Here is a 26853-nt window from a genome sequence, read left to right as displayed (position 1 = left end):
CAATGCGCGAGGCGAAGCTGGGCCATCGAACCGAGCGAACAGGGCAGCGCGCTCTACAACCGCATTCGCAAGCTGGAGGACTGAGACGCGCAAGCGCTCCCGGAACCGGCCGCCTTCAGATCGGCAGTTCCGTCGTCGCCTTGATTTCCGAGAGCGCGACGATCGAGTTGAGTTCCTGCACCCCCGGCAACTGGGAGAGCTTCTCGAAAAAGAACTTCTCGTAAGCCTCGATGTCGGCAGCGACGACGCGGATCAGGAAGTCGATCGAGCCCATCAGCACATAACAGTCCAGCACCTCGGGAAATTCGCGAATCTTGGCCGAGAATTCGTCCAGGTTCGCGCGGCCATGGGCATTGAGCTTCACTTGCGCAAAGACATGCGCGTCCAGCCCCACTTTCTTGCGATCTACCAGGGCAACCCGGCGCTTGATGAAGCCTTCGCGTTCCAGCCGGTCGATGCGGCGCCAGCACGGGGAGGATGACAGGCCAACCCGTTCCGCGATCTGGGCCGTGGTCTGACTCGCGTCGCGCTGGAGTTCGCGGAGAATCTTCCGCTCGTAGGGATCAAGATCGGTCATTTCTTCCTCATATCAGCATTTATGAGGTCAGTCTTGCTCTCAATCAGCCCGATCGGCCCGGAATGAGGAGAGAATGCCCTCCACGGAACTGTCATAAGGCAGGCGGCAATCACGCCATCCTGACTGGAGTTCGAAAATGGTCGCCCGCGCCAGCCGCATGACGCCGCCGATGGAATATGTCCGTCTCTACGACGAAGCAGCCGGTCTCGACGGGGTGATCGCCATTCACTCGACCGCACGCGGCCCGGCCGCCGGCGGATGCCGCTTCTGGACCTACCCCGACGAAAGCGCCGCCATGGCCGATGCCGTGCGTCTGGCCGAAGGGATGAGCTACAAGAACGCCATGGCCGAACTGCCCTTCGGCGGCGGCAAGGCCGTATTGCGCCGCCCGGCCGGCGATTTCGATCGCGCCGCTCTGTTCGAGGCTTTCGGCCAGGCCGTCGCGCGGCTTGAAGGTCGTTACGTGACGGCCGAGGACGTCGGCACTTCCGTGGCCGACATGGAAGCGGTCGCCCGTTATACCGACCATGTCGCGGGCCGCACCGCCCTGCCCGGCCGCGCCGGCGGCGATCCCTCGCCCTGGACTGCGCTGGGCGTGTTCGAAGCGATGCGCGCGGCCGTCGCGCTTCGGTCCGGCAGCGGGCTTTCGAGCATGACCGTCTCGGTGCTGGGCGTCGGCAATGTCGGCGCGCACTTGTGCGATCTGCTGGCCGAGGCCGGTGCCGAACTGATCGTGGCCGACATCGACCCCGCGCGCTGCGCACGCATGGCGGAACGCCATGGCGCCCGCGTGGTCCCCATCCACGAGATCGCCGGGGTTGCGGCCGACGTCTTCGCCCCTTGCGCGCTCGGCGGCGCGCTCGATGAGGCCACGGTGGACGCGCTCAAGGCCCAGCTGGTCTGCGGCGCGGCCAACAACCAGCTCGCCAGCGAGGACATGGCCGCGCGCCTGCTCGAGCGCGGCGTGACTTACGTGCCCGACTATGTCGCCAATGCCGGCGGGATCATCAACGTGGCGGCCGAATACTTGCGCGAGAGCGCGGACGAAGTGCGCGAGCGCGTTCTTCAGATCGGCCCGCGCGTCGCCGCCGTTTTGGACGAAGCCGCAAGGCAGGGCCTCGCCCCTTCGACCGTGGCCGATCGCACCGCGGAACGCCTGATGCAGGAACGCGTCGCCGAACCGGCCTGACAGCTTCCGGAAAATCCGTCGTCCCGGGTCTGACCCGGGACGACGTTCTCCCTATACGCTGTCGTCCGGCCCCCTTCAGCCCAGGCCCCCTTCAGCCCAAACAGGGCACTTCGAATTCGGTGGCGACGATCCGGTCCCGCCCGCTCACCTTGCTGAGGTAGAGCTGCTTGTCGGCCTCGGCGATCCAGCGTTCGGGCGAAGTGTCGCCCGTGCAGCGCGCGCTGGCGACGCCGACGCTGACCGTGACGCAAGGACTGACGTTCGACGTTTCATGCGGGATCTGCAGGGCATTGATCTGCCGCCGGATCTCTTCCGCCACCTGCATCGCCGTAACCGGATCGGCGCCCGGCAGGATGCAGACGAATTCTTCACCGCCATAGCGCGCCGTCACCGCCGTCATCCGCCGCAGGGCGCGGTTGAGCGAGGCGGCGATCATGACGATGCAGCGATCCCCCGCGACATGGCCATACGTGTCGTTGAACTGCTTGAAGAAATCGATGTCCAGCATGATGACCGAGAGCCAGTCCCCGGTCCGGCACAACCGCACCCACTCGCCTTCCAGCGTCCGTTCCAGTTGGCGGCGGTTGCTGAGGCCGGTGAGCGCGTCGGTTACCGCCAGTTCGGCCAGCTTGTCGCGCAGGCGCTTCAGCTCGACATGGTTGCTCACCCGCGCGCGCAGGACGGCGGGCTGGATCGGCTTGGCCACATAGTCGATCGCGCCCAGCGACAGGCCGCGCATCTCGTCCTCGGCATCGCCAAGGCCGGTCATGAAGATCACCGGCACGTCCGCCATGACGGGATCCGTCTTGAGCTGGCGGCAGACCTCGAAACCGTCGAGGCCCGGCAGCATCACGTCGAGCAGGATCAGGTCGGGATCGACCGACCGCGCCGTCTCGATCGCTTCTTCGCCGGTGGTGGCGAAGCAGACGTCGTAGTCGTCTTCGAGCACGGCGTTCATGATCTCGATATTCGCCACATCGTCATCGACGACGAGAATGGTCGCTTTGGTCACGAAGGGATTCCTTGAGAGACGGGGCCTTCAGGGGCCGGGTTACCTTGCGGAGCGCCCGGCAATTCGTCCAGCAGAGCCAGGGCAGTGGCATAGTCCAGCCGCTGCAAAGCCTCGTGCAGGGGGTGAGCGGCGCGTTCGGCTTCAGTGAGGCCCATATCGCGCGCCAGCCGGTCGAAGGCGCCGCGTGCGCTCAGGCTGCGGCGCCGCAGCAGGGCGCGCAGATCCTCGCGCCCGTCGGCCAGGTTGCCGGTGCGCGCGGCGCCGGGATCGACATCGGCGATCGGTACGACGGGATTGATCGCGGGCGTTTCTGCCAGCGACCGCGCCGCGGCGACGGCCCTGGCCAGTTCCGGTTCGAGCGCCGCCAGCGCGGCAGCGGCCGGTGCCAGATCGTGGCGCGCCAGCCAGTGTTCGACATCGGCGGCACAGGCCTGAAGCTCGCGCAGTTCCAGCGATCCTGCCACGCCCTTGAGGCTATGGGCCACGCGCCGGGCATCGGCAACTTGCCCCGCCGCGATCCGCTGCCGGATGTCCTGCGCGGCATCGGCGTAAGTCCCCGCGAAACTGACGATCAGCTTGCGGAGCAGAGACGCCTTGCCGTTCACGCGCTTCAGCGCCTCGGCAATGCCGAAGGGGCCGAGCCGGTCGGGCAGGTCGGTCATGGCCGCGCACGCTTTCGCGGTTTCTCCCGCGTCCGTTCCCACCGGCTTCTCCGCCACCGCGCTCGCAGCAGGCGCGATGCCTTCGCGCGCGGGCTTCAGCCAGCGATTGAGCGTGCGGATCAGCTGAGCCGGATCGACCGGCTTGGCGACATGGTCGTTCATGCCCACGTCCAGGCAGCGTTGCCGCTCGGCATCGAAAGCATGGGCGGTGATGGCGATGACCGGCAGTTCCTCTGCGGGCCAGGCGCGGCGGATGACCGCCGTGGCCTCGATCCCGTCCATTTCCGGCATCTGCACGTCCATGAGCACGCCGGCATAGGCCCTGCCGTTCTGGGCCACCTTGTCGCAGGCGACCCGCCCGTTCTCGGCGCAGTCCACGACAAGACCGGCATGAGTCAGCAGTTCGGTCGCGATCTCGCGGTTGATCTCGTTATCCTCGACCAGCAGCACCCGCAGGCCGCGCAGGCGGGGATCGACTTTGCCTTCCACTTCGGCGCCCAGCGTCTCGACCGGGGGCGGCGCCAGGCTGGGACTGCCCCGGCGCCGATGCGGCGCGGCGCGGCCCGGCCCATGCTCGATGGCGGCTTCGGCAAAGAGCGAGGTGATGGTCTCCAGCAGGGCATGGGGCTCGATCGGCTTGGTCAGGAAGGCGGAGACTCCCGCCTCGCCCGCTTCGGCGGCCATTTCGTCCACGGAATACGCCGTGACGATCAGCGTCACCGGAGACGGCGCGCCGTGCTGCATGCGGCGAAGCTCGCGCACGGCCTCCATGCCGTCCATGCCGGGCATCTTCCAGTCGAGCAGGACGAGATCGTAGGCCTGGTCGCGCCCGGCCGCGCTGCCGAAGGCGGAAACGGCTTCCTCGCCCGAAGCGACAAGGTCCACGCCCATGTCCCAGCCTTCGAAGATCTCCTCCACCAGATGCCGCGCCGCCGCGTTGTCATCGGCCGCGAGCACCCGCAGCCCGCGGATATGCGGCGCGGGAACGGCACCCTCGCCCAGCGCCTTGCGCGCGGCGAAGCGCATCCGGCAGGTGAAAGTGCTGCCCTGCCCGGGAGCGCTGTCCACGCGGATGCCGCCGCCCATCTGCTCCACGATCTGGCGGCAGATGGCCAGGCCCAGCCCGGTGCCGCCGAAGCGGCGGGTGGTGGAATTGTCCCCTTGCGAGAAGGAGCGGAACAGGCTGGCCTGCTGCTCCGCGCTCATGCCGATGCCGTGGTCGCGCACCGAAAGCGTCACTTCCAGCGCCTGATCCCCGGCCGAGAGCAAGTCGAGGCCGATGGTCACCGCGCCCCGATCGGAGAACTTGACCGCATTGCTCAGCAGGTTGAGCACCACTTGCGAGAAGCGGAGTTCGTCTCCCACCACGCTGACGGGCAGGCGGTGATCGATCTGCGGCACGATCTGCACGCCCTTCGCCGCCGCCTCCACCGAGAGCAGCTGCACTTGCCCGGCAATCGCGGCGCGAAGGTCAAAAGGCCGTGATTCCAGAGTGAGCTTGCCGGCCTCGTTCTTCGAATAGTCCAGAATGTCGTTGATCAGCCGCAGCAAGGATGCACCGGCACTGCTGATCCGCTCGACATAACCGCGCTGGCGCTCGTCCAGTTCGGTGCGCGATACCAGATGGCAGAAGCCCAGGATCGCGTTCATCGGCGTGCGGATCTCGTGGCTCATATTGGCCAGGAACATCGACTTGGCGCGGGTCGCCTCTTCGGCCTCGCGCGTGCGTTCCTCCAGCGCGGCGTTCTTGGCGACGATTTCCTCGCTCATGCGCGCGCTGCGATCGAAACTGGCGTGGAGCATGTTGTTCAGCCAGACCAGCACGCCGGTCTGGAAAGCGACGATCGTGGCATGGAGCGCCACCCGCTCCAGGTTGCCCGCCCCCGGGAACACCGCATAGGGCAGGAGATAGAGCAATACGACGTGATGCGCGGCGATGGCGGCCGCGGCCACCAGGATCGCTTCCCGGTCCAGCCAGGCGATCGTCAGCGCCAGCATTGCGAAGAAGTACATGTGCATGTCCATCTGCCACGGATGCCCGCGCAGCAGGAACAGCAGCATGGCCGGTTCCGCCATGAGCGCCACGGCCGAGAGATAGCGCGTGGCCGGCGCCGTGCCGAACCGCCGCCAGGTGACATGATAGGCGGCGGCGACGATCGCGGCCGCGATCCCGGCCCGCAGCGCCGACCAGCTCCCCGAAGTGCTCAGCGTCTGGGCGACAGCAGCCTGAATGAGGACATGGCCCCAGAGCAGCGGGACCAGGATATGGCCGAACTGGTTGCGCAGCCTGTCGACAGCGGCGTTCACAGCACGGGCTCCAGGCTGGAATCGGTGCATCCGGCCGCGAGCGGCGCAGGCGCCACCAGCCAAGCGCCGGCGGCGCGGGCCCTGGCCGCAAAGGCAGGATCGGCCGAAGCGGCAAAGACCACGTTGGCGAAGTTTCCGGTGCGGACCAGCGTGCCGTCCATGCCGCGAACCAGTGCCACGGTCCGTCCCTGCGACCAGCCGGGCGGCGTTATCACCACGAACTTGTCGTCAGTGGCGTCGCTCCAGATCGAGGCCACGAGCAAGGCCAGCAGCCCCGCGCCCAGCAGAGAGAGGGCGGGCAACAGATCGCGGACTCGAAAAGCCTCGCCTTCCAACTTGAACGGCCGCGCCGTGTCATGGACATCCTGACTTCGCACTTCAACGTAGCTCGATCGCAAGTTTGTCCCCCCCGGGTCAAAGCGATAGCTTAAGCGCATCAGGTATTGTTTTCGTAAATGTTTCTCAAGTCGCCTTTGCCTATTCGCGATCAACCGAATGCTGCATTCGATTGTCGCACTCAAAGGAAACGATACTTTACCGTGTAGGAACGATTTCTCGGGGCCGGGACGCGTCGACCGGAAGCGTCACAAGGGGGATGGCACTGCGAAAGGCGCGGTCGCGCGGCGCCGGGGGCGCTACCGATTCGGCGCCGACCTCGCGGTGGCTGGGCCGGTTTCGGCCCTGACGTTTGGCATCGTAAAGCGCGCGGTCCGCCACCCCGAACAGCGTCTCAAGGTCGATCGCGCCGGCCGACTGGGTCGCGCAGCCGATGCTGAGCGTACCGCCGTTCCCGCGTCCACCACCGACGCTGGCAAAGCCGCGGCAGAGCGCCTTGGCCAAGCTCTGCGCCGCGAAGGAATCGGTGCGAGGCAGCAGGATGGCGAATTCATCGCCGCCCAGGCGCGCCCAGATCGCGTGCCCCGGCAGGGTGGAATTGAGGAACACGCCCAAGGCCACCAGCAGGCGGTCGCCTTCGGGGTGACCGTAACCATCGTTGATCGACTTGAAGTGATCGATATCCAGCAGGAGCAGCGCTGCCGGAGCGCCCTCCTCCTCCAGTGCCGCGCGGGCGCGCACGTCGAACCCGCGGCGGTTGAGCAGGCCGGTCAGCGGGTCGTGCTCGGCCAGGCGGACGATGCTGCGCTCGCGCCGACGCCGCAGCGCGCCGACGATCGACAGCGCCAGCGCCACTTCCATCATGATCCCCTCGAACAGCGAGACCGAGATCATCAGGCCGGTGTAGTGGAAGAGGTTGACGAAAGCGCCGGGGACGAAGGCCGTCAGCGTCTTGAACAAGTAGAAGCCGCCGTGGGCCAGGAATGCGAACGCCAGAAGCGCGGAATCGGGATTGCGGTGCTGGCGCAGGCCGCCCAGCATGTGCCCCGATTTCAGCGAGAGCACAGCCACCAGCAAGGCGTTCATCATCGAGAGCACTTGCGTGCGCGAGGCATCGTCGGGGATCGCCAGCATCAGCCCCCAGACCGGCAGCGTCAGGCACCAGCCCGGCGACACCCGGCGGCCGAGAAACGCGGCCGTGCCGTAGAGAAACGCCAGATGCGCCGTCACCAGCAGGCCGTTGGCCAGCCAGACCCCGGCGACGAAAAAGCCCGCCTCGCGCAGGGGGGTGATCGCGCAGCCCAGGACGATCGCGGCGAATCCGGCGCTCCAGTAAGCCAGCGACCGTTCGCGCAGCAGGTGCCATTCGAACAGCAGAAACGCCGAAGCCACGAAGGCCACGGCATTCGTCATGAACAGCATTGTGCGCGGATCTATGGTCATGGGAACTTCGCGTCGGGAAGGATGGCGCTTGGTTAACGGTTGTTCGTAAACAAACCGTTCCACCGGCCGCATGAATCGTTTGCGGTGGTCGCTCCCTGGTCTCCGGTTCCGAAGATCTGCTTTTTCTCGACTTGCGCGGAGCGGCCGTGTGCAGCCGCTCCCTTCAACCTCCGATGCGAGCTTTCGATCCTCAGGCCGTCACTTCACGCCCGATTTTGCGCGCTGGCGCAATTGCTCGGTTAGGTACTCCAGCAAGGGGCCTTCGAACTTCGGGTTGATGATCAGGAAGTGCCGGCGCCGGTCGTGTTCGTCGGGCAGGCGGCAAAGCACGCTTTCGCCGACCAGCCGGCGCACCAGCCGCAGCGCCGTGCTCATCGGCGCGCCGGAGGCGATGCAGGCGCTGGAAACGGAAACGCGCCGCCCCTCGATCTTGGCGAGCAGCAGATCGAGCAGCATTTCCCAGGCCGGATCGCCGAACAATTCTCCGCCGCCGATCTCGCGGCGTTTCATTTCCTTGCGCAGGAGTTCGCGGATGAAGTCGGTAAGCTGTCCGGCCTCGGGGATCGCCGGGATTTCGGAAAGCGGAACCCTGACGACAGGCTCCGGCTCGCGCACCAGATCTCCCGCGCGGATCTGCGGCTGCGCGCCGGGATCGTCCATCAGCATCGCCAGCCGCTGCAGTTCGGTGCTGAGACTGGACATCTTGCCGAGCAGCGATTCACGCGCGTCGGGCGTCTGGCGCAGGCCCTTGATGCGCTGCAGGGCCTGGCGCAAGTCAGACTGGTTGATCGGCTTTTCAAGGAAATCCACCGCCGATGCCCGCATGGCGTCGATGGCGACATCCTTGCTGGCATAGCCCGTGGCCATGATGAACTGAAGGCGCAGGCCCCGCGCCTCGGCATTCTGGCCCAGGGCGTGGATCAGCGCGATGCCGTCCTGCCCGGGCATGTTGTAGTCGACGATGGCGATCGAAATCTCGTTGCTCTCGAACAGGGCCATGGCCTCTTCCGCGCTCGTGGCGACGATCGGGTCATAGCCCATGAGCCGCAGGCTGAAGGCGCATTCGCTGCCGAAATCCTCATCGTCGTCGACGATGAGAACCGGCTCGGGCCGCATCGTTTCATCGCCGACGGCATCCTCGTCCGCCGCCCCGTGGGGCTGGGCCGGGTTGAGCATGGCTCCTAGGCGGGACCGCCAGCTGGGATTCATTACGTTCATCGGCACATCCAACCTCGCCTGAGCGACGGTTGCCCCTTTCAGATTGACGGCAGAACCTGCTGAAGGCCCACGCAGAAGATGGCGACAGCCACGATCGCCCCCGAGTCGGGACGGCGCGCGGCGGTGCGGAATTGCTGTGCGCTTGCCAGTACGAGCAGCGTCATGGCTGTGATCGCGATCATGGTCAGTGCGCCGACCAGACCGAGCCAGGTAGCCCCGGCGGCAAGAAGCTTGATCTGGCTGCCCGTGAGCACCCTCAGCCCCATGCCCGCGCGCAGGGCGGCGACACTGCCGGCCACCAGTATCAGACACCCGGCGCCCGCCGCCATCGCCCAGGCAAGCGCGGGCGCGCCGCCTTTCAGCGCAGCGAAGCTGAGGCCGCCGATAGCGATAACAACATAGAGAAGATCAGGTGGCCTTCGCCCCTCCCAAGGCAAAATCACCGCCGGGAGAAGCAAGATTATCAGCAAGGCCAGATTGAAATAACTCAGACCAGCCATTCAATATCCCCCATTTGTCACGACGACGCTTGCTTCTACGTTCGACGATGGCAAGGGAACGAAGTTCCCGTATTTCATTATTGGACTGCCGCTCATGTCATAGCTGACTTTGACCTTGAACGCACCCACTCCATCCGATGAAGCGGTTATTACAGCGGACGTGCCGCTGCCGAGAATGCGGCCATAGCCATCGACAACCTGCTTCGCCCGCTTCTGCGCCAGATCGACGCGCTCGCTGGTGGAAAGCCCGGCAACGGCAGCCCGCGCCCCTTCGGCCGCAGCCTGCCGCACGCCGATCAGCGCGCTGAAGTAGATCGAGTAGATGATGATCCCGAAGACCAGGGCCAGCAGCGCCGGAGCGAGAAACACAAACTCCAGCGCCGCCATTCCGCGTTCGCATTTCAGCAGACTTCGCAAAGCGTTAGCTGACATGCGAAGCTTCAGCATCAGAACTTAGCAATCATAGACCGGAAAGCGCCGCTGAGACCATCAGTGAACTCAGTGGCGACAGCACTAATTCCGCCCACAACAATCGCTCCCAATACTGCATATTCTACGGCCGTCAGACCACGTTCGTCAGTCATCAGACGCGCGAAAAGCTTACGAATGGTATTCATGGCTCAATACTCCCCAATTCCTCCGATTAAATTTCCGCAACCGGTTGGAGGACTCCGGTGGCAGTCTTCATGAAAACTAAATCAAAACAGGCACTCCGCACCGCGCGCCGGTAGTCCAGACGGTCGCGCTGCCAAGTTGGACGCCAAGTGCCGCCAGCACGTTGGTCAGAAGCGGGTCGATCACGTTCCCGGCCAGATCAGTTACCGGCCCGATGACAGCCGGCAGCACGGTACCGGTCACCGTAGCCAGACCCGTCGCTTCAAGAATGTCGCAGGCAATCAGGCACGTACCCAGGAGCTTGACGTTGACGTCCAATCCATTCGAGCCGAGCAAACTCTTCGTCAGACTGCTCACAGTCTGGCCGAGCTGAACCGAATTGCCGATGGTCTGGCCGGATGTCGGCACGGATGGACTGCCGGCGCCCGGCCCGAACGTCAGGGTCGCATCATTTGGTCCTGCGCCAGTGACGGGCTGCACCACTGCGCGTCCCTTCACTTCGGCGGACACGAGGCTTCCCAGCAGATTCACACTGACGATGCTGGCCTGGCGAATGTCGCTCGCACCGATCACCGGCAACGATTTGGCCATCGGGTCGAAGGCAGTGTCGCCGATATAGGCGTTGACGGTACCTGACCGCACATGGACGGCAACGCGCGTGTCGCGTGCCTGTTCGGATGAATTGGAGCAGTCGATTGCGCTGACTTCGGCCTGGGCTGCGCCAACGTCCACGATCACCGGCAAGTGCACATTGACCGAAGCCACCGCGAGATTGATGGGCAAGTCGATCAGGATGCCGATCCGCAAGGCAGACGTACCGGCCTTGGCTTCTCCAGCCGGTCCGAAGGCAAACCGGGGACGATCGCCCGCTCCGCTCGAAACCAGGCCGATCTTGACTGTGCTGACTGGCACCAGCAGCCCTACGGCCTTGGAAAGGTCGATGGCGGTCGGCCCCGACTGGACCGCATAAGTGATGAGTGCATAGGCGTTCATCCCGGCTCGCAGCGCCGGTTGGTCGTCGGCCTCGCCCACTGGCATGTTTTTCCAGACGCCAAGACTGTACATGCCGTTAAAGGGCACGACGTAGCCGTTGCTGACCTGCCGCGCGAATACGCGCAAGGCCGCGGCGGCCTCGGGCGTGGCGGCGGCATCCGCTGCGGCTTCGGCAATGTCCTTCAGCCCGTGCGATCTGTTCACCAGCTCGCCGTAAGTTCCCGTGAAGCCTTCTTTCCTGGCCAGGCTGTCGAAGAACAGACCGGCATCGACATTGCCTTGCATGAGCCCCCGAACGTCGGTCCGGCCCAGGGAGATGGGAATGCCCAGCAGCGAGCCGAGGAGATTGTTGACGACGCCCACCAGCGGCACCGTCACCGGATCAAGCACGGGCGAAACCACTTTTGTCAGAACATCGGACGTCACACTCACTCCCGCCTCATCGATGCGGGCGGCGGAGGCGGTGGCGGTGAGGTCGGGGATCGGGCCGGCTTCGCCCAGGACGCCGGTGAGGAAGCGGCGGCTTGCCTGGCTCGTGACCACGCGGACCGCGTTGGCGAGGCCGTTACCAGGGCAGCGCGCCATCGTCGGGTCGAAGCGCTGGTCGGTGGCCTGGCCGATGTCGGCGCAGTAGCGGCCGATCTGGACCGACTTGAGAACGGCGGGATCGTAGCCGTTGCGGGTCAGGTAATCGCGCGCGCGGGCTTCGGCGTGGTAGGGGTCCATGGCGGCCGCCAGCGCCGCCGCCTCGGTGGCCGCGCGCAAGTCGCGGTTGCCCTGGTAGTAGAGCCCGACATCCAGAGCCAGCCCCGCCGCGCCCAGCAGCGAGACGCCCAGCACCGCCACCATCGGCCCGATCACGCCGCCCTCGTCGCCTTTCAGTTCGCGCAGGGGCCGCAGTCTGGGGAAGGGACGGAGGCGGGCCACGGTCAGTTCTCCCGCGCCGCGATGGCCGGCGCTGCGACCGGGGTCGCCGGGATTGCGGAAGGTGAAGCCGAGGTGAGCAGAAGCGCGGCCTGTTCCGCGATCTGCGCGCGCAGCGTGGACCGGGCGGCGGCATCGCGGACGGTGTCGAGCAGCGCCTCGGCCTCGGCCCGGCGCCCGGCGACGGTCAGCGCTAGCGCGAGATTGTTGCGCACCACTTCGTTGCCCGGCGCCAGGTCCCGCGCGGCCTTGAGCGCTTCCACCGCCTGCCCCGCCTCTCCGCCGCGCAGAAGCGCGTAGCCCAGGGCATTGCTCGCCAGCGGATCGGCCGGGCTGACACGCAGCGCGGTGCGATATTGCTCCGCCGCCGCCGGCCAGCGTCCTTGCGCGGCCAGGACATGGCCTCGCACGGCCTCGGCCTCGGCGCTGTGGTCCGAGGCGGCGATCTGCGCCAGGGCGGCCTGCGCCTGGTCGTTCTGGCCGAGGTCGAGCAGGCAATTGATCCGCAGGATGCGCGATTCCCGGTCACCGGGATATTGCCGGTCGAAATCATCGAGGAACGCGAGCGCGGCGCGCTGGCGGCCGTCCTTGCGGGCCTGCTGGATCAGCACGAGGTAGAGCTGGCGGGTCGAGCCGGACGCTTCCGCGCCAAGGGCTTCGGCGGCGAAGGCGCGGCCCGCCAGCGGGGGGGAAAGCAGGGCGGGAACGGGCGACAGGACCGCAGCGGCGAGCGCAAGCGCGGCCGGGGTCACGGGAAAGAGGCGGCGACGGATCATCACTTGACGCTCCCCAAAGTGTCGAGAATGGCGGCTACCGGCGGGCCTGCGAGAACGATGAACAGCGCCGGCATGAAGAACACGAGCATCAGGATCACCATGCGCACGGTGATCGTGCCGATCGCCTCGCGGGCGCGGGCGACGCGGCGCTGGGAGAACTCGCGGATGAATTCGCGCAGCGCCGGGACCAGCTCCATGCCCTGGAACAGGGACTGCCGGAACACCGTGGCCAGTTCGCGCGCGCCGGTCACGGCCACGCGGGCGGCCCAGCGGTCGAACGCGAGCTGGTAGTCCTGCCCCCGGTCCAGATCCTCGACCAGCATGGCCACCAGCCGCGCGTGATGCGGCACGGCGACGCGCTCTTCGCGGGCGATGGCGCGGAAGCACTGGTCCAGCGAGACGCCGCTCTCCAGCATCATCAGCATGAGATCGAGCAGGAAGGGAAACTCGGCGGTGAGAATACGCTCGCGCGACGCCGCACGCATGCGCAGGGCGTACTTGGCGCCGATGTAGGTCAGGCCGGACAAGGCCAGCGTGGGGAACAGGGGGCGCAGCGGATTGCCGCTGGTGGCCAGGCAGGCGAGCATCGAGGCGAGCGCCACGGCGGCCGTCGCGGCCAGGCGCAGCCAGGCGAAGGCCTCCAGCGCGCCGGGCTCGAAATAACCGGCCTTGCGCAGCTTCTGCTCCACTTCCTCGCGGTCCCGCCCGCGCACCACGAACACGCGGGGCAGCGGGAAGCGGGCAGTAGTGGAGGCGCCGCCGGCGCGGCCGGACTGCCCGTCTATGCGCTGGCGCAGACGGGCGTCGGCATCGAGCATCCGCACGCCGAAAACCACCAGCACGAGGCTGCCCGCCGCCAGGGCGAAGAGGAGCATGGGGCCGAGCGCCGGCATCAGAACTCCAGCCTCAGCATGCGGCGGATGATGAGGATGCCCGCCACTTCGAGGCCGATCGCCAGGAAGGAAAGCGACCGTCCGCGCGAATCCGAGATGAAGAAGTCGAGATAGGCCGGGTTCATCAGCACGAGGCCGATCATGGCCAGGAGCGGCATGGCGATCAGCACGCGCGAGCTGACTTTGGCCTCCGACGTGGCGGCAACAAGTTCGCGGCGGATGCGCAGGCGCTCGCGCAGGATGTGCGCCAGGTTGGTGAAGACCGCGCCGATCGAGCCGCCGTAGCGCAAGTTGGTGCGAATGGCGGCGGCGATCATCGACACTTCGGGAACCTGGATGCGGTCGGCCAGCTGCTGCATCGTCTCGGCCACGGGCGCGCCCATTTCCAGCCGCCGCGCGGCGGTGTCGAAGAAGGAGCGCACCACCGGAGAGGCATCCGCCAGCGCGCGGGCCAGCGCCTGCGAGAGCGAGTTGCCCACCGCCTGGAGCTGGCGCACGCCGTCGAGATAGAGCGGCAGGGCCTCGGTCAGGGCGTCCACGCGCTTGCGGGCGCGGCCGCGCAGCCAGGACAGCGCCGCCATCGGCAGCCCGAGCAGTACCCCCAGCGCGAAAGCCGAACCGGCCAGCACCAGCACCAGGAAGACCAGGCCCAGGCCGACCAGCGCCAGCAGCCGCACGGTCTGCACCGTGATCTCCAGCTGGGCCTGCGCCAGCAGCGGCGCGATGCGTTCCGGCACCGAAATCGCCACCGAGGAGCGCACCGGCGCGGAGCCGGGCGTGGTCAGCCCGGCCAGGCGCCGGTCGATGGCCGCCAGGCTGCGCGCCCGCTCGCCCAGGAGGGCGAAGAGCACGCCGCCCAGGATCAGCAGGGCCAGGATCAGATAGGCGGCGCCCTTCACCATGCGGTCGAAGCTCCCCGGCCGCTGGCAAGGCCCGAGCCCGTGGAGCCTTGCGCCAGCCCGGGCATCGGATAGTCCTTGAGGCGCGCGGCATGATAAGGCCGCGGCGAGAGCGTCTGGAACGTGCCCTCCCCCGACATCGGCGGCTGCTCCTCGAAGCGGAAAAGCTCGTTCAGGGTGAAGGCGTCGCCTTCGGTTCCGGTCACTTCGCTGATCGAGGTGACGCGGCGCATGCCGCTGGCCAGGCGCTGGATGTTGACGATCACATGGATGCTGTTGGCCACGAAACGTCGCACCGCGCGCACGTCGTTCTGCTGCCCCGCGAAGCCGAGCAGCATTTCCAGCCGCGACAGCGCATCGCGCGGGGAATTGCCGTGAAGCGTCGCCATCGACCCGTCGTGGCCGGTGGACATGGCCTGGAGCATCTCCACCGCCTCCACGCCGCGCACTTCGCCCAGGATGATCCGGTCCGGCCGCATGCGCAGCGCGTTGCGCACGAGGTCTCGCGCGCTCACCTCACGGCTGCCATCCACGCTGGGTGGGCGGGTTTCCAGCCGCACGACGTGGTCCTGGCAGAGTTGCAGCTCGGCCGCGTCCTCGATGGTGACGAGGCGTTCGTGGTTGCTGATGCAGCCCGACAGCACGTTGAGCAGGGTGGACTTGCCCGCCCCGGTCCCGCCGCAGATCAGGACGTTGAGCCGCGAGCGCACGGCAGCGGCGAGATAAGTCGCCATCGGGCCGCTCATCACGCCGCCAGCGACGCAGTCGTCCAGGGTCAGGGCCTGAAGGCGGAACTTGCGGATCGAGACCAGCGGGCCGTCGAGCGCGATCGGCGGGATGACGATGTTGACGCGCGATCCGTCCGCCAGGCGGGCGTCGCAGAAGGGCGTCGCCTCGTCCACGCGGCGGCCGATGGGGCCGACGATGCGCTGGATGATGTTCATGAGATGGGCATCGTCGCGGAAGCGCGTTTCCACGCGCTGCAGCAGGCCGCCGCGCTCGGCGTAGATGGCGTGAGCGCCGTTGACGATGATGTCGTCTATCGAACCGTCGCGCAGCAGCGGTGCCAGCGGGCCGAGGCCGACCACTTCGTCCTCCACGTCCTCGATCAGCAGGAGGCGCTCGGCACTGTTGAGGGCAAGCTGGCCGCGGCGGCTGCGGCTGTTGATGACTTGTTCGATCTCGTGGCGGAGCGTGCGCTGGTCCAGCGATTCCGCGGTGATCCCCTGGGTCTCCAGCTGTTCTATGACCTGCTGGCAGGTGATCGCCTTGACCGCCTGGTAGCTGTCGCTCATGCGCTGGGCCGAAGGCTGCGCCACCGCGGACTTGCGGCGACCCGCGGCCAGGCCCTCCTGCAGTTCCTCGGTGGTCAGGAGGCTCATGCGCTGCGCTCCACGGAGCGCAGGATGGCCCGGCGCATGCGATCGATGCTGCCGCCGGACTTCGCCGGAGCGGCGATGTTGCAGGCGCGGCGCACGGCCTGGCCATAAGCGCCGCTCTCCCGGTCGTAGATCAGCGGGCGGCCGGCATTGAGGGCATTGGCGGTGCGCACGCGGTCCGTCGGCACGCCCATCACGGCCTCCACGCCCAGCACGTCGGCCATGCGCCGGCCGTCGAGCAGGATGCGCGGATCGTAGTCCCAGACCAGCAGGCGCATACGATTGCCGCTGGCAGTGTCGAGCGCGATCTTGTCGAGCAGGCGACGGCAGGCTTCAAGCTCGCGGATCGACTGGCTGCAGACGATCTCGATGGCCTGCGCCTGGGAGGCCAGTTCGCGCAGCAGGCCGCCATGGCGCAGGCTGCCTGCCGAAACCACCACTTGCGCGAAATTGGCGCGCAGCAGCTGGATCAGGCCGACCACGTCGTTGGGGCCGACACCGGCCGGCTCCGCGCCGGTGCCGCCGTCGAACGTCAGCAGGGACAGGCCGCTGGCCTCGTGCCGCGCCAGGGCGTCCGAAAGCAGGCTGGTGTCCATGCGGTCGAGATCGGCGACGGCAGAGGCCACGCCGTAGTCCACCTTGAGGTCGAGATAGGCCTCGGCCGTGCTGGTGGGCAAGGTGAAGTCCACCAGCAGCGTCGGCATCTGGGCCAGGCTGCAGGCCAGCGCCATGTCGGTCGCCAGCATCGGCAGCGCCTCGCGGTCGTTGCCGAGCACGATGGTCAGGCGGCCCAGTCGGCCCTGCGTGGTGAGCGCGGTGTTCATCACCCGCGTCAGGATTTCGGATATTTCCGCGCCCGCCGCCGCGCGCGGCAGCACGTCCGCCGCGCCGGCGCGGATCGCCTGCAGCACTTGCCCGGCATACATGTCCTCGGTGGCGACCACCACCGCACGGCCGGGCGCCATCTGCGCCACTTCGCCGATCGAGGACGAGAGCGAGCGCTCCGCCGGAACCGAGGCATGGTCGATCACGACGATGCCGGGGCCATCGAGATCGCTGTGCTCCAGCGATTGCACCATTTCGACGGCGACATGCTCGCCCATGGCGTCCGTCAGGCGTTGGGCCAGCGTGCGGTCTACGGAGAGGAGGTGGATCTTGGGCATGTCAGGGCCTCACGACGCCGAAGGTTTTCACGGACTGCTCGACGCCGTCGTTGCCGACGATCATCTGGCCCAGGCTGGGATCGGGGTTGCCGGGCGCCGAGGGCAGCGCCACCGGCGCAGTGCCGGGCTCGACCAGTCGCGGCGTCGCCACGATGATAAGCTCCTGCCGTTCCTTCTGGGTCTGCTGCCGCTTGAAGAAGGCGCCCAGCACCGGCAGGTCGCCCAGGAACGGCACTTTGTCCTTGGTGATCGCGCTGTTGGTATAGTTGAGCCCGGCGATCACGAAGCTCTGGCCGCTGCCCAGTTCCACGGTGGTTTCCGCGGAGCGGCGGCGGATGCCGGGCACCACGTAGCCCTGAAGCTGCACGCCGTTGCTGTAGTCCAGTTCGCTCACTTCGGGCGCCAGTTTCAGCACGATGTGGTCGGAGGACAGGACATAAGGCGTCACTGTCAGGCGCACGCCGAATTCCTTGTACTCGATCGACAGGGTATTGCCGTTGCCGCCGCTGTTCTGCGGCACCGGCACCGGGAATTCACCGCCGGCCAGGAAGCTGGCCTGCTCGCCGGAACGCACCAGCAGGGTGGGCTGCGCCAGGAGCTGGGACAGCCCGTTGGACGAGAGCGCGCTCAGCACGGCGCCGATCCCGTGGTTGCGGGCCGAGAGGAAGAGGTTGAAGGCGCTCTGGATCGGCACCGAAGCGTCGATCGACAACCCGGTCCGGTCGTTGCTGTAGCTGTTGACCCCGCTGGGCGAGATCACGGCGCCCTGAAGGTCTCCGGCCAGCTTGGCGAAGCTGAAGCCCAGCGCCTTGAGCGTGGAGCTGGAGACGGCCGCGAACTGCACGTCCACCGCCACGACTTTCTCACCGGGGCGGTAGCCCGCGGCCTGGCCGGTAAAGCCCGCGCCGCCGATGCGGACGTTGCGTTCGCCCATGACGGTGCCGTCCTGCGCAAAGACGGTCAGCACGGCATCGCCCACCGCCAGCGCTTTGATGCGGATCGACTGCGCGGTCGGAGCCGAGACGCCGATCACGTTCTCGCGGCTCACTTCCACCCGGCCGATCGCCTTGGGGAAGGACAGGGTGCGCTGGTCGTCCACTTGCAGGAGTTCCTGCTGCTCCTCGCCCCGCGCCTGGGCATGGGCGGGAACGGCCAGGGAGGCGCCGGCAAGGCCGGCTCCGGCCAGGACGCAGGAGGCGATCAGGGCTTTCACTGCGATGCACTCCCGGAATAGATGACCTGGCGATTGCCGCCGACGACGAGTTCGATGGCCTGCGCGCCGCCGGACTGGCTACCCGGCCTTGGCGCAGGGCGCGCTGCCGGCGTGGAGCGGGGCGCAGGGGCGGGGCGGGGGGCCGCATAAGCGGGCGCCGGCACCGGATAGGGCATGGCCGGGCGCGGCAGCGGCGCGGAGGCCACTTGCGAAACCGCCACTTCGACGCTGTCGCCCGGGTTGCGCAGCGAAAGCGTGAGCGCGCCCGTGCTCTTGGCCAGCGAGAGCTGCGAAACCTGCTCGGGCGAAAGGGCCAGCGTCACCGTGCGGGCGGGCGGCGGCTCGGCCGCGACCGTGCCCGTCACGCCACTTGCAGGCTGAGTGCCGACCACCGCCTCGCCCACGGCCAGAACCGGAACCATCTGCAGCAGCGTGCGCGCGCGGCTGACGCCGCTGGCCCGCGCGCCGCTGAGGGCGTCTTCGCCGGGATAGACGACTTGCACGTCCACCCGGTCTCCCGGCCGGACCAGACCGGCCACGGCGATTTCCGCCGTCGTGTCGATGCTGATCGCGCGCATGCCCATCGGCACGCGGATCGCCAGCTTCGTTTCCTCTCCCACCGCCGTGCGGGGGATCAGCGCGTTGGCGCGAATGTCCTGCGTGGCCACTTTGCCGACGATCTCGGCCGGGGTCACGGCGGTGGGGAAGCGTGCGGGATCGGACCGGGCATTGCGGATCATGTCGGCGGTGATGGTTTCGCCCACCTTGATGTCGCGCGTGGTGGCGGCAAGCACGGTGTAGGAAGGCTCCGACTTGCCCAGCGGGATGCGGGCGGCGGCATCGGCCACCGGCCTGGCAGCCCGTCCCAGTTCGCGAACTCCCAGAAAGGCAAAGCAGCAGGCCGCAACCAGCCCGACGCCGATTGTCAGCTTCGCCTTCGAACCGAGCCGCATGCCCATTCCCCCTGGTCCCTTGCGTCTACGCAAATCGGATCGACTGCCCCGAAGATCCGAATTGGAGATTTTCAATCATTCGACGGCTGAAATCGCCGTCTTGCGTATGAATGATAGCGGCTCTCGAATATGATCCGAGATGGAGAAATAGCCGATACGACCGCAATCAGCGGGAGTCTTTCTCAAGCGTTAAAGCCCCGGAAAGTATACCTTTGCTCATTTCGTCCAAATCAGGCGTCAATCCTGATCTTTGGCCATTTAGGGGTATGCCAAGACTATCGCCAAACATGTTCGGATCGGTTCTTTCCGATCCACGCAAAAGCCGGTTATGCGTTAGCAGGGAAAGCATAAGGCAAGAGCAGAACAGAATGGATCGCCTGCTTTGCGCATTCTCGTCTGGCGCTTCTCTTCGGCTTCCGCCGACATTTGCGAAGATTATCGCCGGATTAACATTCTGAAAGCGGCTTGCGGATCCGGCTGAACGGCGCTTTGTTAGTCTATTTACTTACGACCGCATAAAACCTTCTATCAGGTTTATTTCGCGGTTGCGAAAACCCGTCGGGCTGGCAATCATCGATCCGTCCGGACTCGCAGACGCAGGGCGTCCGATCCGGGCTCGGGGGCCAGACTGCAATGATAGTGCCGAACAACAACGTCGTGGAATTTCCGCCGGCTGCTCCGGCGGGGACCAACTCTTCCGGGGCCGGGCCGTCGGGAGCACCGGGGGCCAACGACGACGGCCTGCCGGGGGGCAAGAGCGCCTCCCGCGGCGCAGGCTTCGCGCCGCAACTGGCCATGCGGCTGCGCGCCTGGGAAGACGGCACGCGTTTCTATCCCGGCGCCATCGCGCTCTGCGCGCTTTGCCTCGGCCTCGTTTCCAGCCATGCCCCCGCCGCCGGCGTGATCGGTTCGGCCGCAGCGGGCGCTCTCTTCGTCCTGCACAAGACGATCAAGGCCGCGCTGGTCACCGCCGCCCTCAGCGCGGGCTTCTACCTCATTCCCGAAGCCCGGATCGCGCCCGCCTACTGGACCACCCTGGGCATGGTCGCCGCGGCCGGGTTCTTCCCGCGCAGCCTCGTCACCGTGCTGCTGCGCGCGCCGCGCTGGACCTGGGTGCTGGCACTGCTGGTCGCCATGGCCAGTTTCTGCGCCACGCTGATCGCCCCCGGCCTGCCGGCGACCGTTGCGGTCTTCACCGGATCGCTGAGCGCCGCGTTCCTGGGTGCCGGCCTCGCGCGGCACCTGGCCATGGTCGACGCCCGGCTGCTGGCCTGGGGCGAGGACGGCCTGGTGCCCGTCACCCGCGACCTGCTGCTCGGGCGCGTAACCGCGGGCATGCTGCACGACCTGGCGCAGCCGCTGAACGTGATCTCCATGGCCAACGGCAACATGCGCTATATCGTCGAGCAGCTCGACATCGGCGAAGAGAGCCGCAAGCAATTGCTGGACCGGGTCGCGCGCATTTCCACGCATACCGAGGCCGCGGCCTTCATCCTCAGCCTGTTCCGGTGGTTCGGCCGCGATGGCGACAAGGAGCGCAGCGCGCTCAGCGTGCGCAGCGCGCTGGAGCGGGCCGTGGCCGCCACCAAGTCCAACGTGCGGCACCACGGCGTCTCGGTGGAACTGGACGGCAATGCGCTGGACCATCTCCTGCCCGAACATCACGGCGCGCTGGAGATGATGGCGGTGGCCGCGCTGCTCAGTGCCTTCGGCAGCTTCATCGGGCCGGGCACCGAGAAGCGAAAGGGCAAAGTCCTGCTGCGCGCCGCCATGACGCCGGTTCACGTCGTGGTGACGGTCCAGTGCATCGACGAGAACGAGGCGCCTGCCCCCGGCTGCAAGCTGGACCATGCCACGCTCTGGCTGGTCGAACAGGTCGCGATCGAGGCGGGCGGGGACTTCCGCTCCATGCTGCGATCCAGTCAGCCCACGCGTTTCGTGATCCGCCTAGGCCGCGACGACATCTGAGGTTGCCGGCCTGCCCGACGCGGAAGGCAGGCAGATTTCCACCCGGGCGCCCACGCCCTGATTGGACACCAGCCGGATGCCGCCCTTGGCCTTTTCCATGATCTGACGGCAGATGTGCAGGCCCAGGCCGGTGCCGTCCTGCGCTTTGGTGGTGAAGAACGGTTCGAAGGCCAGCCGTTCGAGATCGGCGGAAAGGCCCGCGCCATTGTCGGTCACCACGCAGCGCATCTGGCCGGGCTTGCCTTCCAGGGCGATGGCGATCCGCCCCTCCCCGTCCCAGCCTGCCGCGCGGCGCGACTGGATGCTGTCGGCGGCGTTGCGCAGGACGTTGACGAAGACCTGCTCCAGCTCCACCCGCCCCAACGCCACACAGGCGGAAAGGCCCGTGGGTTCCAGCTCGACGGCGATCTCCGCCCGCTCGAACAGCGCTTCCAGAAACTCCACCGCGCTAGCGGCCGCTTCCATCACGTCGGTATGGCGGGCGACGATCTTGTCGTCCGCGGCCTGACCCAGCGTGCGCTTGATGATGACCTGGGCGCGCAGGACCTGCTCGGCAATGCGCGAGGCGCTGGTCTGAAGGCGCGAGCGCGTGGTGTCCGGCCGGTCCAGCATGAGGCGCAGGCTCTCGTTCGCCATCGAGATCGTGAAGAGGGGCTGGCGCAGTTCATGGGCCAGGGTCAGCGCCCTTTCGCCCAGATCCGCCATGCGGGCGCGCTCGGCCATGGCCTCGTGCCCCATTTCCTCGTGGGACACGCGCGGCTCGGGCGCGTTCAAGAACACCGCGCTGGCCCAATGCATGCCGCCCAGGTTGCCGCGCAGGATCACGGTCAAAGTGCTGCGCGGGCCGGTGCGAAGATCGGTCGTCACGTCCGAGCGGCCGCTCAGCGCGGCAAGGCGCAGGACATCCTCGGAATGGATCGCCAGGGCCTCGGGCTGCTCGCCCTCCCCGGCATTCTCGCGGCGGAACAGGATCGTCTTCGCGGCCGCATCCAGGCGCAAGTCGCTGACGACCCGCAGGCCGACATGCTCGCGCAAAGCCTCTATCAGGCCGCTCGCGGCGGCCGCATCATCGCCGGTCCCCGTCACGCACCGACACCGTTGGCCAGCATCTTGCGGATCGTGCCGATCAGCGCCTGCGGCTGCACCGGCTTGGTCAGGAACGTGTAATGCGACGTGCCGGCCACCAGATCCTCGCGCATCTGGTCACCGGTGATGAAGACATATTCGAATTCCCGCGCGCCCAGCTTCGGGTGCTTGCGGACGCGGGATACGATGTCGAGCCCCGATTCGCGGTCCAGCCGCAAGTCGCAGGCGACCACGCTGACGGCGGGATGGCGCTCCAGCATGTCCACGGCTTCGGTGAGATTGGCGGCACCGACGCCGGGAATGCCGTGAAGCGACATCAGGGTCAGCAACTCTTCGACGATGGCCGAAAAATCATCGAGAACAAGTACCCTGGCCTGGTCGTCCCGCATCCGATCCCGTTCCTCCGTGTGACGTCCGCCACCAGCAGCCACTGGTGGATCGCCACTGGACATCGTTACTCCTATAAGCGCGGGACATTATCAATAAATGAAAGCGGGATGCACGAACTTTCACGTCAAGCCGTTCGAACGGCTTAAAAAAATGCCTGCAATCGAATTCAGAACTCGATTACGATTTTCACTTTCGCCGGTGCGACATTGAAGTGGGTCGCGATCTGATCGCGATATTGGGCCATGAGAAAGGCCAGGTTATCGGTGCGCGGCAGGCCGTCCAGTTCGTCGACCGTGGTGCCCAGCGCTTCGGCTATTCCTTTCAAGCGGGCATCCTGCGGACGGGCGCGACCGTGCTCCCAGGCCCAGACCGTCGGCTTGCTGACGCCGATCCGCTCGGCCAGTTCGCCCTGGCTGAAGCCGTTCTGCTTGCGCAGCCGCCGCAGGCGCCGGGCCAGCGATTCCTGCGCATCGTCATCGGTATCGGACGCGGCATCGGCAGCGTCCTCCTCTTCCGCTTCCTCGGCCGCGAGCGGCGCCGCGCGCAGCCGGGCCGCGCCCAGCACCGCCGCGGAGATCGGCGTCTCGAAACGGCAGCCGTAGAAGCTCTCGCTGTGCCACATCACCCGGGCGCGCACGCGTTCGTGTTCCGACAGGTCGATCTCGATCACATCGTCGACCGTCAGCTCGACGTCGCTTTCGACAAGCAGGCCGCCCTGGGAGAGGTTGTGCACCACCACGTCCGCCTCCTGCCCATCGGCCCGTACCTGCGCATCGAGCAGGAGGCTGAAGCGCGGCAGGTTCGACCGCGCATCGCGCTCGAAACGGGCGGGCAGGCTCTGGTTGCCCCAGTTCATCGGGCCTCCTTCATCGGCATGCTCTCCTTGATCGGAATAGAGGGGCCGGGTCATGCGCAGCTGCGGATGCTGGAGTAGGCGGGACGGCCGCGCTGGATCGCCAGGGCCATGGCCTCGATCGGCGGGGCGCCGGCCGGCAGATCATCCAGCGACTCCGCGTGCGAACCGCCCAGCGCATCCAGCGCGCCGGCTACGAGAGCACCGCTCACGCGCGCTTCGCATTCGTCGAGCATGTCCAGCGCGATGCGCAGGAGTTCGCGGGCGTGCTGGACTTTGTCGTTCGTCATCTCGGCTTCCTTTCCAGTCTTTTCGTTTGATTATGAGTGATCAGAAAACGGGGCTCTGTGCCGCGAGCGGCCAGGACAGCGGCCTGAAACGGGCAGGTTCGGGCGCGGCGGTTTCGAGGGCGGAAGGGGCGCTGGCCGTTCGCGCCCGCGGGATCCGGTCCTGAGCCGCCCGATCCGGCGCCGACCACACCCGCCGTGTGCCGACGCGGCCGAGCCGCGCACCGGCAATCCATTCCGCGCCCTCCTCCGCTGCCAGCCGGATCTGCGCCGGGGTTTCGGCCCCGGTGAGGATAACGGTGCGGCACAGCGTGCGCGCTTCCAGCGCCAGCCGGCCGACGCGGGCGCGGTTGCGCTCCGAAAGGAAGGCGGTGCGCAGAAAGGCGCTGTCCAGCTTGACCTGGTCGGGCCGCAGCACGGCAAGTTGCCGCACCGAAGCATGGCCCGAACCGAATCCGTATAGCCCCAGGCCCACCCCCAGCTCGCGCAGGGTGTTGAGAAAAGTCAGCGTCCCCGGCCAGAACCGGCAGGCAGCGGATTCGTGGAATTCGAGCACGAGCCGCTCCGCCAGCTCGGGCCGGCGCTCCAGCCGCGCCAGAACGTCGGTCCAGGCCGCATCCGCGCCGCCAAGGTCGAAGGAGAGGCTCTGCGGCGAGATCGCGATGGACAAATGCGCGTGCGGATCGGCTTCGAGGGCGTCCAGCACCCGGAGCACCAGATTGCGATCCAGCAGGTGAGCCATGCCCAACCGCTCCAGCGCCGCATAGGCAGCGGTGCAGTCGAACTGCTCGCCCCGCTCCCCGGCATAGCGCAGCAGCGCCTCGTGCTGGAACAGGCGGTCCGGATGGCGCGGATCGAAGATCGGCCGCCACGCGAAGAAAGTTTCGCCCCGCGCGATCTGGCCGAGCAGCCGCTCCGCCCGCGCCATGTCGTCACGGTAGCGGGCGAGCATCTGGGCACTGGCCTCGTTCGCCAGGTGAAGGCTGGCCGTATGGCCGGGCGCGGCCAGTCGCTCAAGCCGGGCGCAGGCCGCAGCAAGCGCTGCCGAGAGGTCTTCGCCCAGCACGCCGGGCACGGGGTCGCTATGGCCGATCGAGACCGAGAGCAGGATGCGGCCCGCGCCATGGACCAGGGGGTCCAGGCAAAGCTGCATGCCAAGCGCCTCGATCTGGGCGCAGACGAAGTCCGGTTCGAGCATCGCCGCATGGGCCAGCAGGGTCATCCGGTCCCGCTCGGCCTTGTGGAAGCGGACCGGGTTGAGGTTCCGCTCGATCGCGCCGGCCAGGTGCGCCATCGCGGCGCGGAGTCCGTCCTCGCCGTGGATCGCGGCAATGGCCTCGGCATTGTCGAGACGTGCGACAAGCAGGGTGTTGCAGCAGCGGTTGGGCGGGCTGATCCTGGCGAGGTCGATCATCGGTCGGGTCCAAGAGCTTCGAGAGGGAAAGGCGGCCGGGGGAAAAGGACCGCCGGGGAGGGGGAAAGCGGTTGGGCCCAGCCGGCGCGGGTGGGGGAGATCCCGCGCCGGGGGCCGGATCGGGTCAGCTACCCGACGCGCCGCCAAGCAGGCCGCCGAGCAGCGCGCCGCCTGCCGATGCCCCACCGGAAGCGCTGCCCGAGGTGCCCCCCGTGAGGCCGCCACCCAGGCCGCCGGTCAGCCCGCCGACCAGCGAGGACACCGCGCCCGTCACCGGCGCCAGCACCGAACCTGCCGCGCCGCTGCCCGTCGATCCCGGCGCCAGGCCGCCCACGATGCCTTCGACAAGACCGGTCACCGGCGCCAGCGGCGAACCGCTTCCGCCTGCTCCGGCATTGCCAAGACTGCCGACCACGCCTTCGACAAGGCCCGTGACCGGCGCCAGCACCGATCCGGCGCCCGTGCCGGCGCCAAGGCCGCCCGTCACTTGCCCCAGCGTACCGCCCAGCGCGCCGTTCACCGTATCGAGGACAGGCGCGGTCACGGTGGCGACCGTGGCCGTAACCGGCGCGACGACCGGCGAGACACCGCCCGTCACCTGGTCCACCAGTCCGCCGACCTGCTCGCCCAGCAGGGCGCCGGCCAGGTTGCCGACAGGCGCCAGCCCGGCGGCCACGCCCTCGGTCGTCGTCGGCAGCGCCACGTCGACCACCTTGCCGTCGGAGAGCACATTGGCCGTCACCAGCTGGCCGGTGGTCAGGCCGGGATTTTCGGCCAGGACGTTCAGGCCCACCAGGGTATCGCCGTTGCTCGGCCCGGTGACGGGATTGTTGCCGAGGTCGACGCCGAGCAGCGGGCCGTCGAATGTCCGTGCCGGGCCGGAGCCATCGGCCCCCCCTGCACCCGCCAGGCTGCCGGTGACGCCGTCGACCAGCCCGCCGAGCTGCCCGGTGACGGGCGCCAGCACGCCGTTCTCACCGGCGATCGGCGCGAGCACGCCATTGACCGTGTCGAGTAGCGGCGAAGTGACGCTGCTCACCGCCGAAGTGACCGTGGCCACCGTTGGCGCGAGACCGTCGGTCACTTGCGTCACCGTGCCGCCCACCTGGTCGCCCAGCAAGGCGCCGGCCAGCGTGCCCACCGGGGCGAGCGCCTGCTTGGTATCGTCCGCGGTGGTGGGAAGCGTGACCTGCACCACTTTGCCGTCGCCGGTGAGGACATCGACGGTCACGCCGCTCGTGTCGGTGGTCGCCTTGTCCGGGTTCACGTTCACATTGACCAGGGTGCCCGATCCGCTCTGGCCGAGCAGATCGGTGCCGCCCACCGACACACCGGCGGCCGGGCCGGTGAAGCTGGTGGTCGAGCCGCTGGGATCGGTCGGACCCGTGGGGCCGGTCGGGCCGGTGGGACCGCTGGGGTCGGTCGGACCCGTCGGGCCCGTCGGGCCGGAAGGGGTGCTCGGGCCGGAAGGCGTGCTGGGACCGCTGGGCGTGCTGGGGCTGGTCGGCCCGGAAGAGGTGCCGGCCTGGAAGTCCATTCCGCTCGTGCAGGCCGCTACCAGCAGCAGCGGGATCGTGGCCGTGCCCAGGAGGGCGTGTCGCTTGAACGAGGGGTAATGACGGGTCGGCATGGGTCTTCTCCAACGTGATCTCAGCCGCGATCGGCCTGTTGAAGAGATGATAGGTCGGCCCCGCCGAAGCACCGCGTCCAGAAGCAGCCGCCTCGGACCTGACCGCATCCGGGCGGACCGGGAGAACGGAAAGTCGTTCGGGAACAAGCCGGAAAATTCGCGGAAGAGGTCTG

At 67.6% G+C, this 26853-nt stretch carries 26 protein-coding genes (1 of these 26 running past the window's edge); 3 read left to right on the top strand and 23 right to left on the bottom strand.

The annotated features are described in order from the left end of the window. Positions 1 to 84 carry the end of a hypothetical protein gene (locus tag ACZ1J6_RS00620; RefSeq protein ID WP_465127344.1) on the top strand. It extends 708 nt beyond the left edge of the window, so only the last 84 of its 792 coding nucleotides appear in the window; its start codon lies off the left edge, out of view; it ends in the stop codon at positions 82 to 84. A gap of 31 nt (positions 85 to 115) precedes the next feature. Here the strand turns inward: ACZ1J6_RS00620 and ACZ1J6_RS00615 are convergent, their stop codons facing one another. Then, positions 116 to 577, bottom strand: a complete 462-nt coding sequence (locus tag ACZ1J6_RS00615; RefSeq protein WP_132267842.1) for an Lrp/AsnC family transcriptional regulator — start codon at positions 575 to 577, stop codon at positions 116 to 118. Between the two features lie 136 nt (positions 578 to 713). Here ACZ1J6_RS00615 and ACZ1J6_RS00610 point away from each other — a divergent pair, with 136 nt between their 5' ends. Further along, positions 714 to 1766, top strand: a complete 1053-nt coding sequence (locus ACZ1J6_RS00610; protein ID WP_132267840.1) for a Leu/Phe/Val dehydrogenase — start codon at positions 714 to 716, stop codon at positions 1764 to 1766. Positions 1767 to 1857: 91 nt separating this feature from the next. Here the strand turns inward: ACZ1J6_RS00610 and ACZ1J6_RS00605 are convergent, their stop codons facing one another. The 16 genes from ACZ1J6_RS00605 to cpaB all read right to left on the bottom strand — a co-directional run bounded on the left by ACZ1J6_RS00605 (position 1858) and on the right by cpaB (position 19052). After that, positions 1858 to 2778, bottom strand: coding sequence for a diguanylate cyclase (locus ACZ1J6_RS00605; protein ID WP_132267839.1), 921 nt, complete (start codon positions 2776 to 2778; stop codon positions 1858 to 1860). Beyond that, on the bottom strand, positions 2775 to 5747 hold the full coding sequence (locus ACZ1J6_RS00600) for a hybrid sensor histidine kinase/response regulator (RefSeq protein WP_465127343.1): 2973 nt from the start codon (positions 5745 to 5747) through the stop codon (positions 2775 to 2777). Before ACZ1J6_RS00600 ends, ACZ1J6_RS00605 begins: the two co-directional genes overlap by 4 nt. Continuing rightward, positions 5744 to 6124 carry a hypothetical protein gene (locus ACZ1J6_RS00595; RefSeq protein ID WP_134093284.1) on the bottom strand — a complete coding sequence of 127 codons (381 nt, stop codon included), beginning with the start codon at positions 6122 to 6124 and terminating at the stop codon, positions 5744 to 5746. Before ACZ1J6_RS00595 ends, ACZ1J6_RS00600 begins: the two co-directional genes overlap by 4 nt. 157 nt (positions 6125 to 6281) lie before the next feature. Beyond that, the gene (locus ACZ1J6_RS00590) at positions 6282 to 7505 is read right to left on the bottom strand and encodes a GGDEF domain-containing protein (RefSeq protein WP_465127342.1); all 1224 of its coding nucleotides are present in this window, start codon (positions 7503 to 7505) and stop codon (positions 6282 to 6284) included. Between the two features lie 219 nt (positions 7506 to 7724). Next, positions 7725 to 8744 (bottom strand): response regulator, encoded by a 1020-nt coding sequence (locus ACZ1J6_RS00585; protein WP_243840876.1) that lies wholly within the window; start codon positions 8742 to 8744, stop codon positions 7725 to 7727. Between the two features lie 38 nt (positions 8745 to 8782). After that, positions 8783 to 9244, bottom strand: a complete 462-nt coding sequence (locus ACZ1J6_RS00580; RefSeq protein WP_132267832.1) for a hypothetical protein — start codon at positions 9242 to 9244, stop codon at positions 8783 to 8785. After that, on the bottom strand, positions 9245 to 9691 hold the full coding sequence (locus ACZ1J6_RS00575; RefSeq protein WP_465127341.1) for a TadE/TadG family type IV pilus assembly protein: 447 nt from the start codon (positions 9689 to 9691) through the stop codon (positions 9245 to 9247). Then, positions 9691 to 9861 carry a Flp family type IVb pilin gene (locus tag ACZ1J6_RS00570; protein ID WP_465127340.1) on the bottom strand — a complete coding sequence of 57 codons (171 nt, stop codon included), beginning with the start codon at positions 9859 to 9861 and terminating at the stop codon, positions 9691 to 9693. The genes ACZ1J6_RS00575 and ACZ1J6_RS00570 overlap by 1 nt, the downstream gene beginning before the upstream one ends. A gap of 76 nt (positions 9862 to 9937) precedes the next feature. After that, complete coding sequence (locus ACZ1J6_RS00565) at positions 9938 to 11779, bottom strand: pilus assembly protein TadG-related protein (protein ID WP_465127339.1); 1842 nt, start codon at positions 11777 to 11779, stop codon at positions 9938 to 9940. 2 nt (positions 11780 to 11781) lie between these two features. Continuing rightward, positions 11782 to 12552 (bottom strand): tetratricopeptide repeat protein, encoded by a 771-nt coding sequence (locus tag ACZ1J6_RS00560; RefSeq protein WP_465127338.1) that lies wholly within the window; start codon positions 12550 to 12552, stop codon positions 11782 to 11784. Then, positions 12552 to 13445: a type II secretion system F family protein gene (locus ACZ1J6_RS00555; RefSeq protein ID WP_465127337.1), complete on the bottom strand. Its 894-nt coding sequence runs from the start codon at positions 13443 to 13445 to the stop codon at positions 12552 to 12554. The genes ACZ1J6_RS00560 and ACZ1J6_RS00555 overlap by 1 nt, the downstream gene beginning before the upstream one ends. Then, positions 13445 to 14347 (bottom strand): type II secretion system F family protein, encoded by a 903-nt coding sequence (locus ACZ1J6_RS00550; protein WP_465127336.1) that lies wholly within the window; start codon positions 14345 to 14347, stop codon positions 13445 to 13447. Before ACZ1J6_RS00550 ends, ACZ1J6_RS00555 begins: the two co-directional genes overlap by 1 nt. Then, positions 14341 to 15726 carry a CpaF family protein gene (locus tag ACZ1J6_RS00545; protein WP_134093288.1) on the bottom strand — a complete coding sequence of 462 codons (1386 nt, stop codon included), beginning with the start codon at positions 15724 to 15726 and terminating at the stop codon, positions 14341 to 14343. Before ACZ1J6_RS00545 ends, ACZ1J6_RS00550 begins: the two co-directional genes overlap by 7 nt. Continuing rightward, positions 15723 to 16886, bottom strand: coding sequence for an AAA family ATPase (locus ACZ1J6_RS00540; protein ID WP_314469171.1), 1164 nt, complete (start codon positions 16884 to 16886; stop codon positions 15723 to 15725). Before ACZ1J6_RS00540 ends, ACZ1J6_RS00545 begins: the two co-directional genes overlap by 4 nt. 1 nt (position 16887) lies before the next feature. After that, positions 16888 to 18099 carry a type II and III secretion system protein family protein gene (locus ACZ1J6_RS00535; RefSeq protein ID WP_465127335.1) on the bottom strand — a complete coding sequence of 404 codons (1212 nt, stop codon included), beginning with the start codon at positions 18097 to 18099 and terminating at the stop codon, positions 16888 to 16890. After that, positions 18096 to 19052: a Flp pilus assembly protein CpaB gene (gene cpaB, locus ACZ1J6_RS00530; RefSeq protein WP_465127334.1), complete on the bottom strand. Its 957-nt coding sequence runs from the start codon at positions 19050 to 19052 to the stop codon at positions 18096 to 18098. The genes ACZ1J6_RS00535 and cpaB overlap by 4 nt, the downstream gene beginning before the upstream one ends. 633 nt (positions 19053 to 19685) lie before the next feature. Here cpaB and ACZ1J6_RS00525 point away from each other — a divergent pair. Next, positions 19686 to 21020: a histidine kinase gene (locus tag ACZ1J6_RS00525; RefSeq protein WP_465127333.1), complete on the top strand. Its 1335-nt coding sequence runs from the start codon at positions 19686 to 19688 to the stop codon at positions 21018 to 21020. Here ACZ1J6_RS00525 and ACZ1J6_RS00520 read toward each other — a convergent pair. The 6 genes from ACZ1J6_RS00520 to ACZ1J6_RS00495 all read right to left on the bottom strand — a co-directional run bounded on the left by ACZ1J6_RS00520 (position 21000) and on the right by ACZ1J6_RS00495 (position 26680). Further along, positions 21000 to 22106, bottom strand: a complete 1107-nt coding sequence (locus ACZ1J6_RS00520; protein ID WP_465127332.1) for a sensor histidine kinase — start codon at positions 22104 to 22106, stop codon at positions 21000 to 21002. The two genes, ACZ1J6_RS00525 and ACZ1J6_RS00520, sit on opposite strands and share 21 nt — an antisense overlap. Further along, positions 22103 to 22495 carry a response regulator gene (locus ACZ1J6_RS00515; RefSeq protein WP_132267811.1) on the bottom strand — a complete coding sequence of 131 codons (393 nt, stop codon included), beginning with the start codon at positions 22493 to 22495 and terminating at the stop codon, positions 22103 to 22105. The genes ACZ1J6_RS00520 and ACZ1J6_RS00515 overlap by 4 nt, the downstream gene beginning before the upstream one ends. A 167-nt stretch (positions 22496 to 22662) precedes the next feature. Next, positions 22663 to 23352 (bottom strand): helix-turn-helix domain-containing protein, encoded by a 690-nt coding sequence (locus ACZ1J6_RS00510; protein ID WP_165921469.1) that lies wholly within the window; start codon positions 23350 to 23352, stop codon positions 22663 to 22665. 50 nt (positions 23353 to 23402) lie between these two features. Then, positions 23403 to 23639, bottom strand: coding sequence for a hypothetical protein (locus ACZ1J6_RS00505; protein WP_134093291.1), 237 nt, complete (start codon positions 23637 to 23639; stop codon positions 23403 to 23405). A gap of 40 nt (positions 23640 to 23679) precedes the next feature. After that, on the bottom strand, positions 23680 to 25050 hold the full coding sequence (locus ACZ1J6_RS00500; RefSeq protein ID WP_465127331.1) for an EAL domain-containing protein: 1371 nt from the start codon (positions 25048 to 25050) through the stop codon (positions 23680 to 23682). Positions 25051 to 25174: 124 nt separating this feature from the next. Next, on the bottom strand, positions 25175 to 26680 hold the full coding sequence (locus ACZ1J6_RS00495) for a hypothetical protein (protein WP_465127330.1): 1506 nt from the start codon (positions 26678 to 26680) through the stop codon (positions 25175 to 25177). Positions 26681 to 26853 lie beyond the last annotated feature (173 nt).

This window comes from Novosphingobium sp. BL-S-21 (assembly GCF_055521655.1).
This window is presented reverse-complemented; position numbering and strand designations above follow the sequence as displayed.

Bases quoted from the DNA above. Each gene is read 5' to 3' on its own strand.
- ACZ1J6_RS00615 (WP_132267842.1), bottom strand. From the start codon at position 577: ATGACCGATCTTGATCCCTACGAGCGGAAGATTCTCCGCGAACTCCAG.
- ACZ1J6_RS00610 (WP_132267840.1), top strand. From the start codon at position 714: ATGGTCGCCCGCGCCAGCCGCATGACGCCGCCGATGGAATATGTCCGT.
- ACZ1J6_RS00590 (WP_465127342.1), bottom strand. From the start codon at position 7,505: ATGCTGTTCATGACGAATGCCGTGGCCTTCGTGGCTTCGGCGTTTCTG.
- ACZ1J6_RS00585 (WP_243840876.1), bottom strand. From the start codon at position 8,744: ATGAACGTAATGAATCCCAGCTGGCGGTCCCGCCTAGGAGCCATGCTC.
- ACZ1J6_RS00580 (WP_132267832.1), bottom strand. From the start codon at position 9,244: ATGGCTGGTCTGAGTTATTTCAATCTGGCCTTGCTGATAATCTTGCTT.
- ACZ1J6_RS00575 (WP_465127341.1), bottom strand. From the start codon at position 9,691: ATGCTGAAGCTTCGCATGTCAGCTAACGCTTTGCGAAGTCTGCTGAAA.
- ACZ1J6_RS00570 (WP_465127340.1), bottom strand. From the start codon at position 9,861: ATGAATACCATTCGTAAGCTTTTCGCGCGTCTGATGACTGACGAACGT.
- ACZ1J6_RS00560 (WP_465127338.1), bottom strand. From the start codon at position 12,552: ATGATCCGTCGCCGCCTCTTTCCCGTGACCCCGGCCGCGCTTGCGCTC.
- ACZ1J6_RS00555 (WP_465127337.1), bottom strand. From the start codon at position 13,445: ATGCCGGCGCTCGGCCCCATGCTCCTCTTCGCCCTGGCGGCGGGCAGC.
- ACZ1J6_RS00550 (WP_465127336.1), bottom strand. From the start codon at position 14,347: ATGGTGAAGGGCGCCGCCTATCTGATCCTGGCCCTGCTGATCCTGGGC.
- ACZ1J6_RS00545 (WP_134093288.1), bottom strand. From the start codon at position 15,726: ATGAGCCTCCTGACCACCGAGGAACTGCAGGAGGGCCTGGCCGCGGGT.
- ACZ1J6_RS00540 (WP_314469171.1), bottom strand. From the start codon at position 16,886: ATGCCCAAGATCCACCTCCTCTCCGTAGACCGCACGCTGGCCCAACGC.
- cpaB (WP_465127334.1), bottom strand. From the start codon at position 19,052: ATGCGGCTCGGTTCGAAGGCGAAGCTGACAATCGGCGTCGGGCTGGTT.
- ACZ1J6_RS00525 (WP_465127333.1), top strand. From the start codon at position 19,686: ATGATAGTGCCGAACAACAACGTCGTGGAATTTCCGCCGGCTGCTCCG.
- ACZ1J6_RS00515 (WP_132267811.1), bottom strand. From the start codon at position 22,495: ATGCGGGACGACCAGGCCAGGGTACTTGTTCTCGATGATTTTTCGGCC.
- ACZ1J6_RS00510 (WP_165921469.1), bottom strand. From the start codon at position 23,352: ATGAACTGGGGCAACCAGAGCCTGCCCGCCCGTTTCGAGCGCGATGCG.
- ACZ1J6_RS00505 (WP_134093291.1), bottom strand. From the start codon at position 23,639: ATGACGAACGACAAAGTCCAGCACGCCCGCGAACTCCTGCGCATCGCG.
- ACZ1J6_RS00500 (WP_465127331.1), bottom strand. From the start codon at position 25,050: ATGATCGACCTCGCCAGGATCAGCCCGCCCAACCGCTGCTGCAACACC.
- ACZ1J6_RS00495 (WP_465127330.1), bottom strand. From the start codon at position 26,680: ATGCCGACCCGTCATTACCCCTCGTTCAAGCGACACGCCCTCCTGGGC.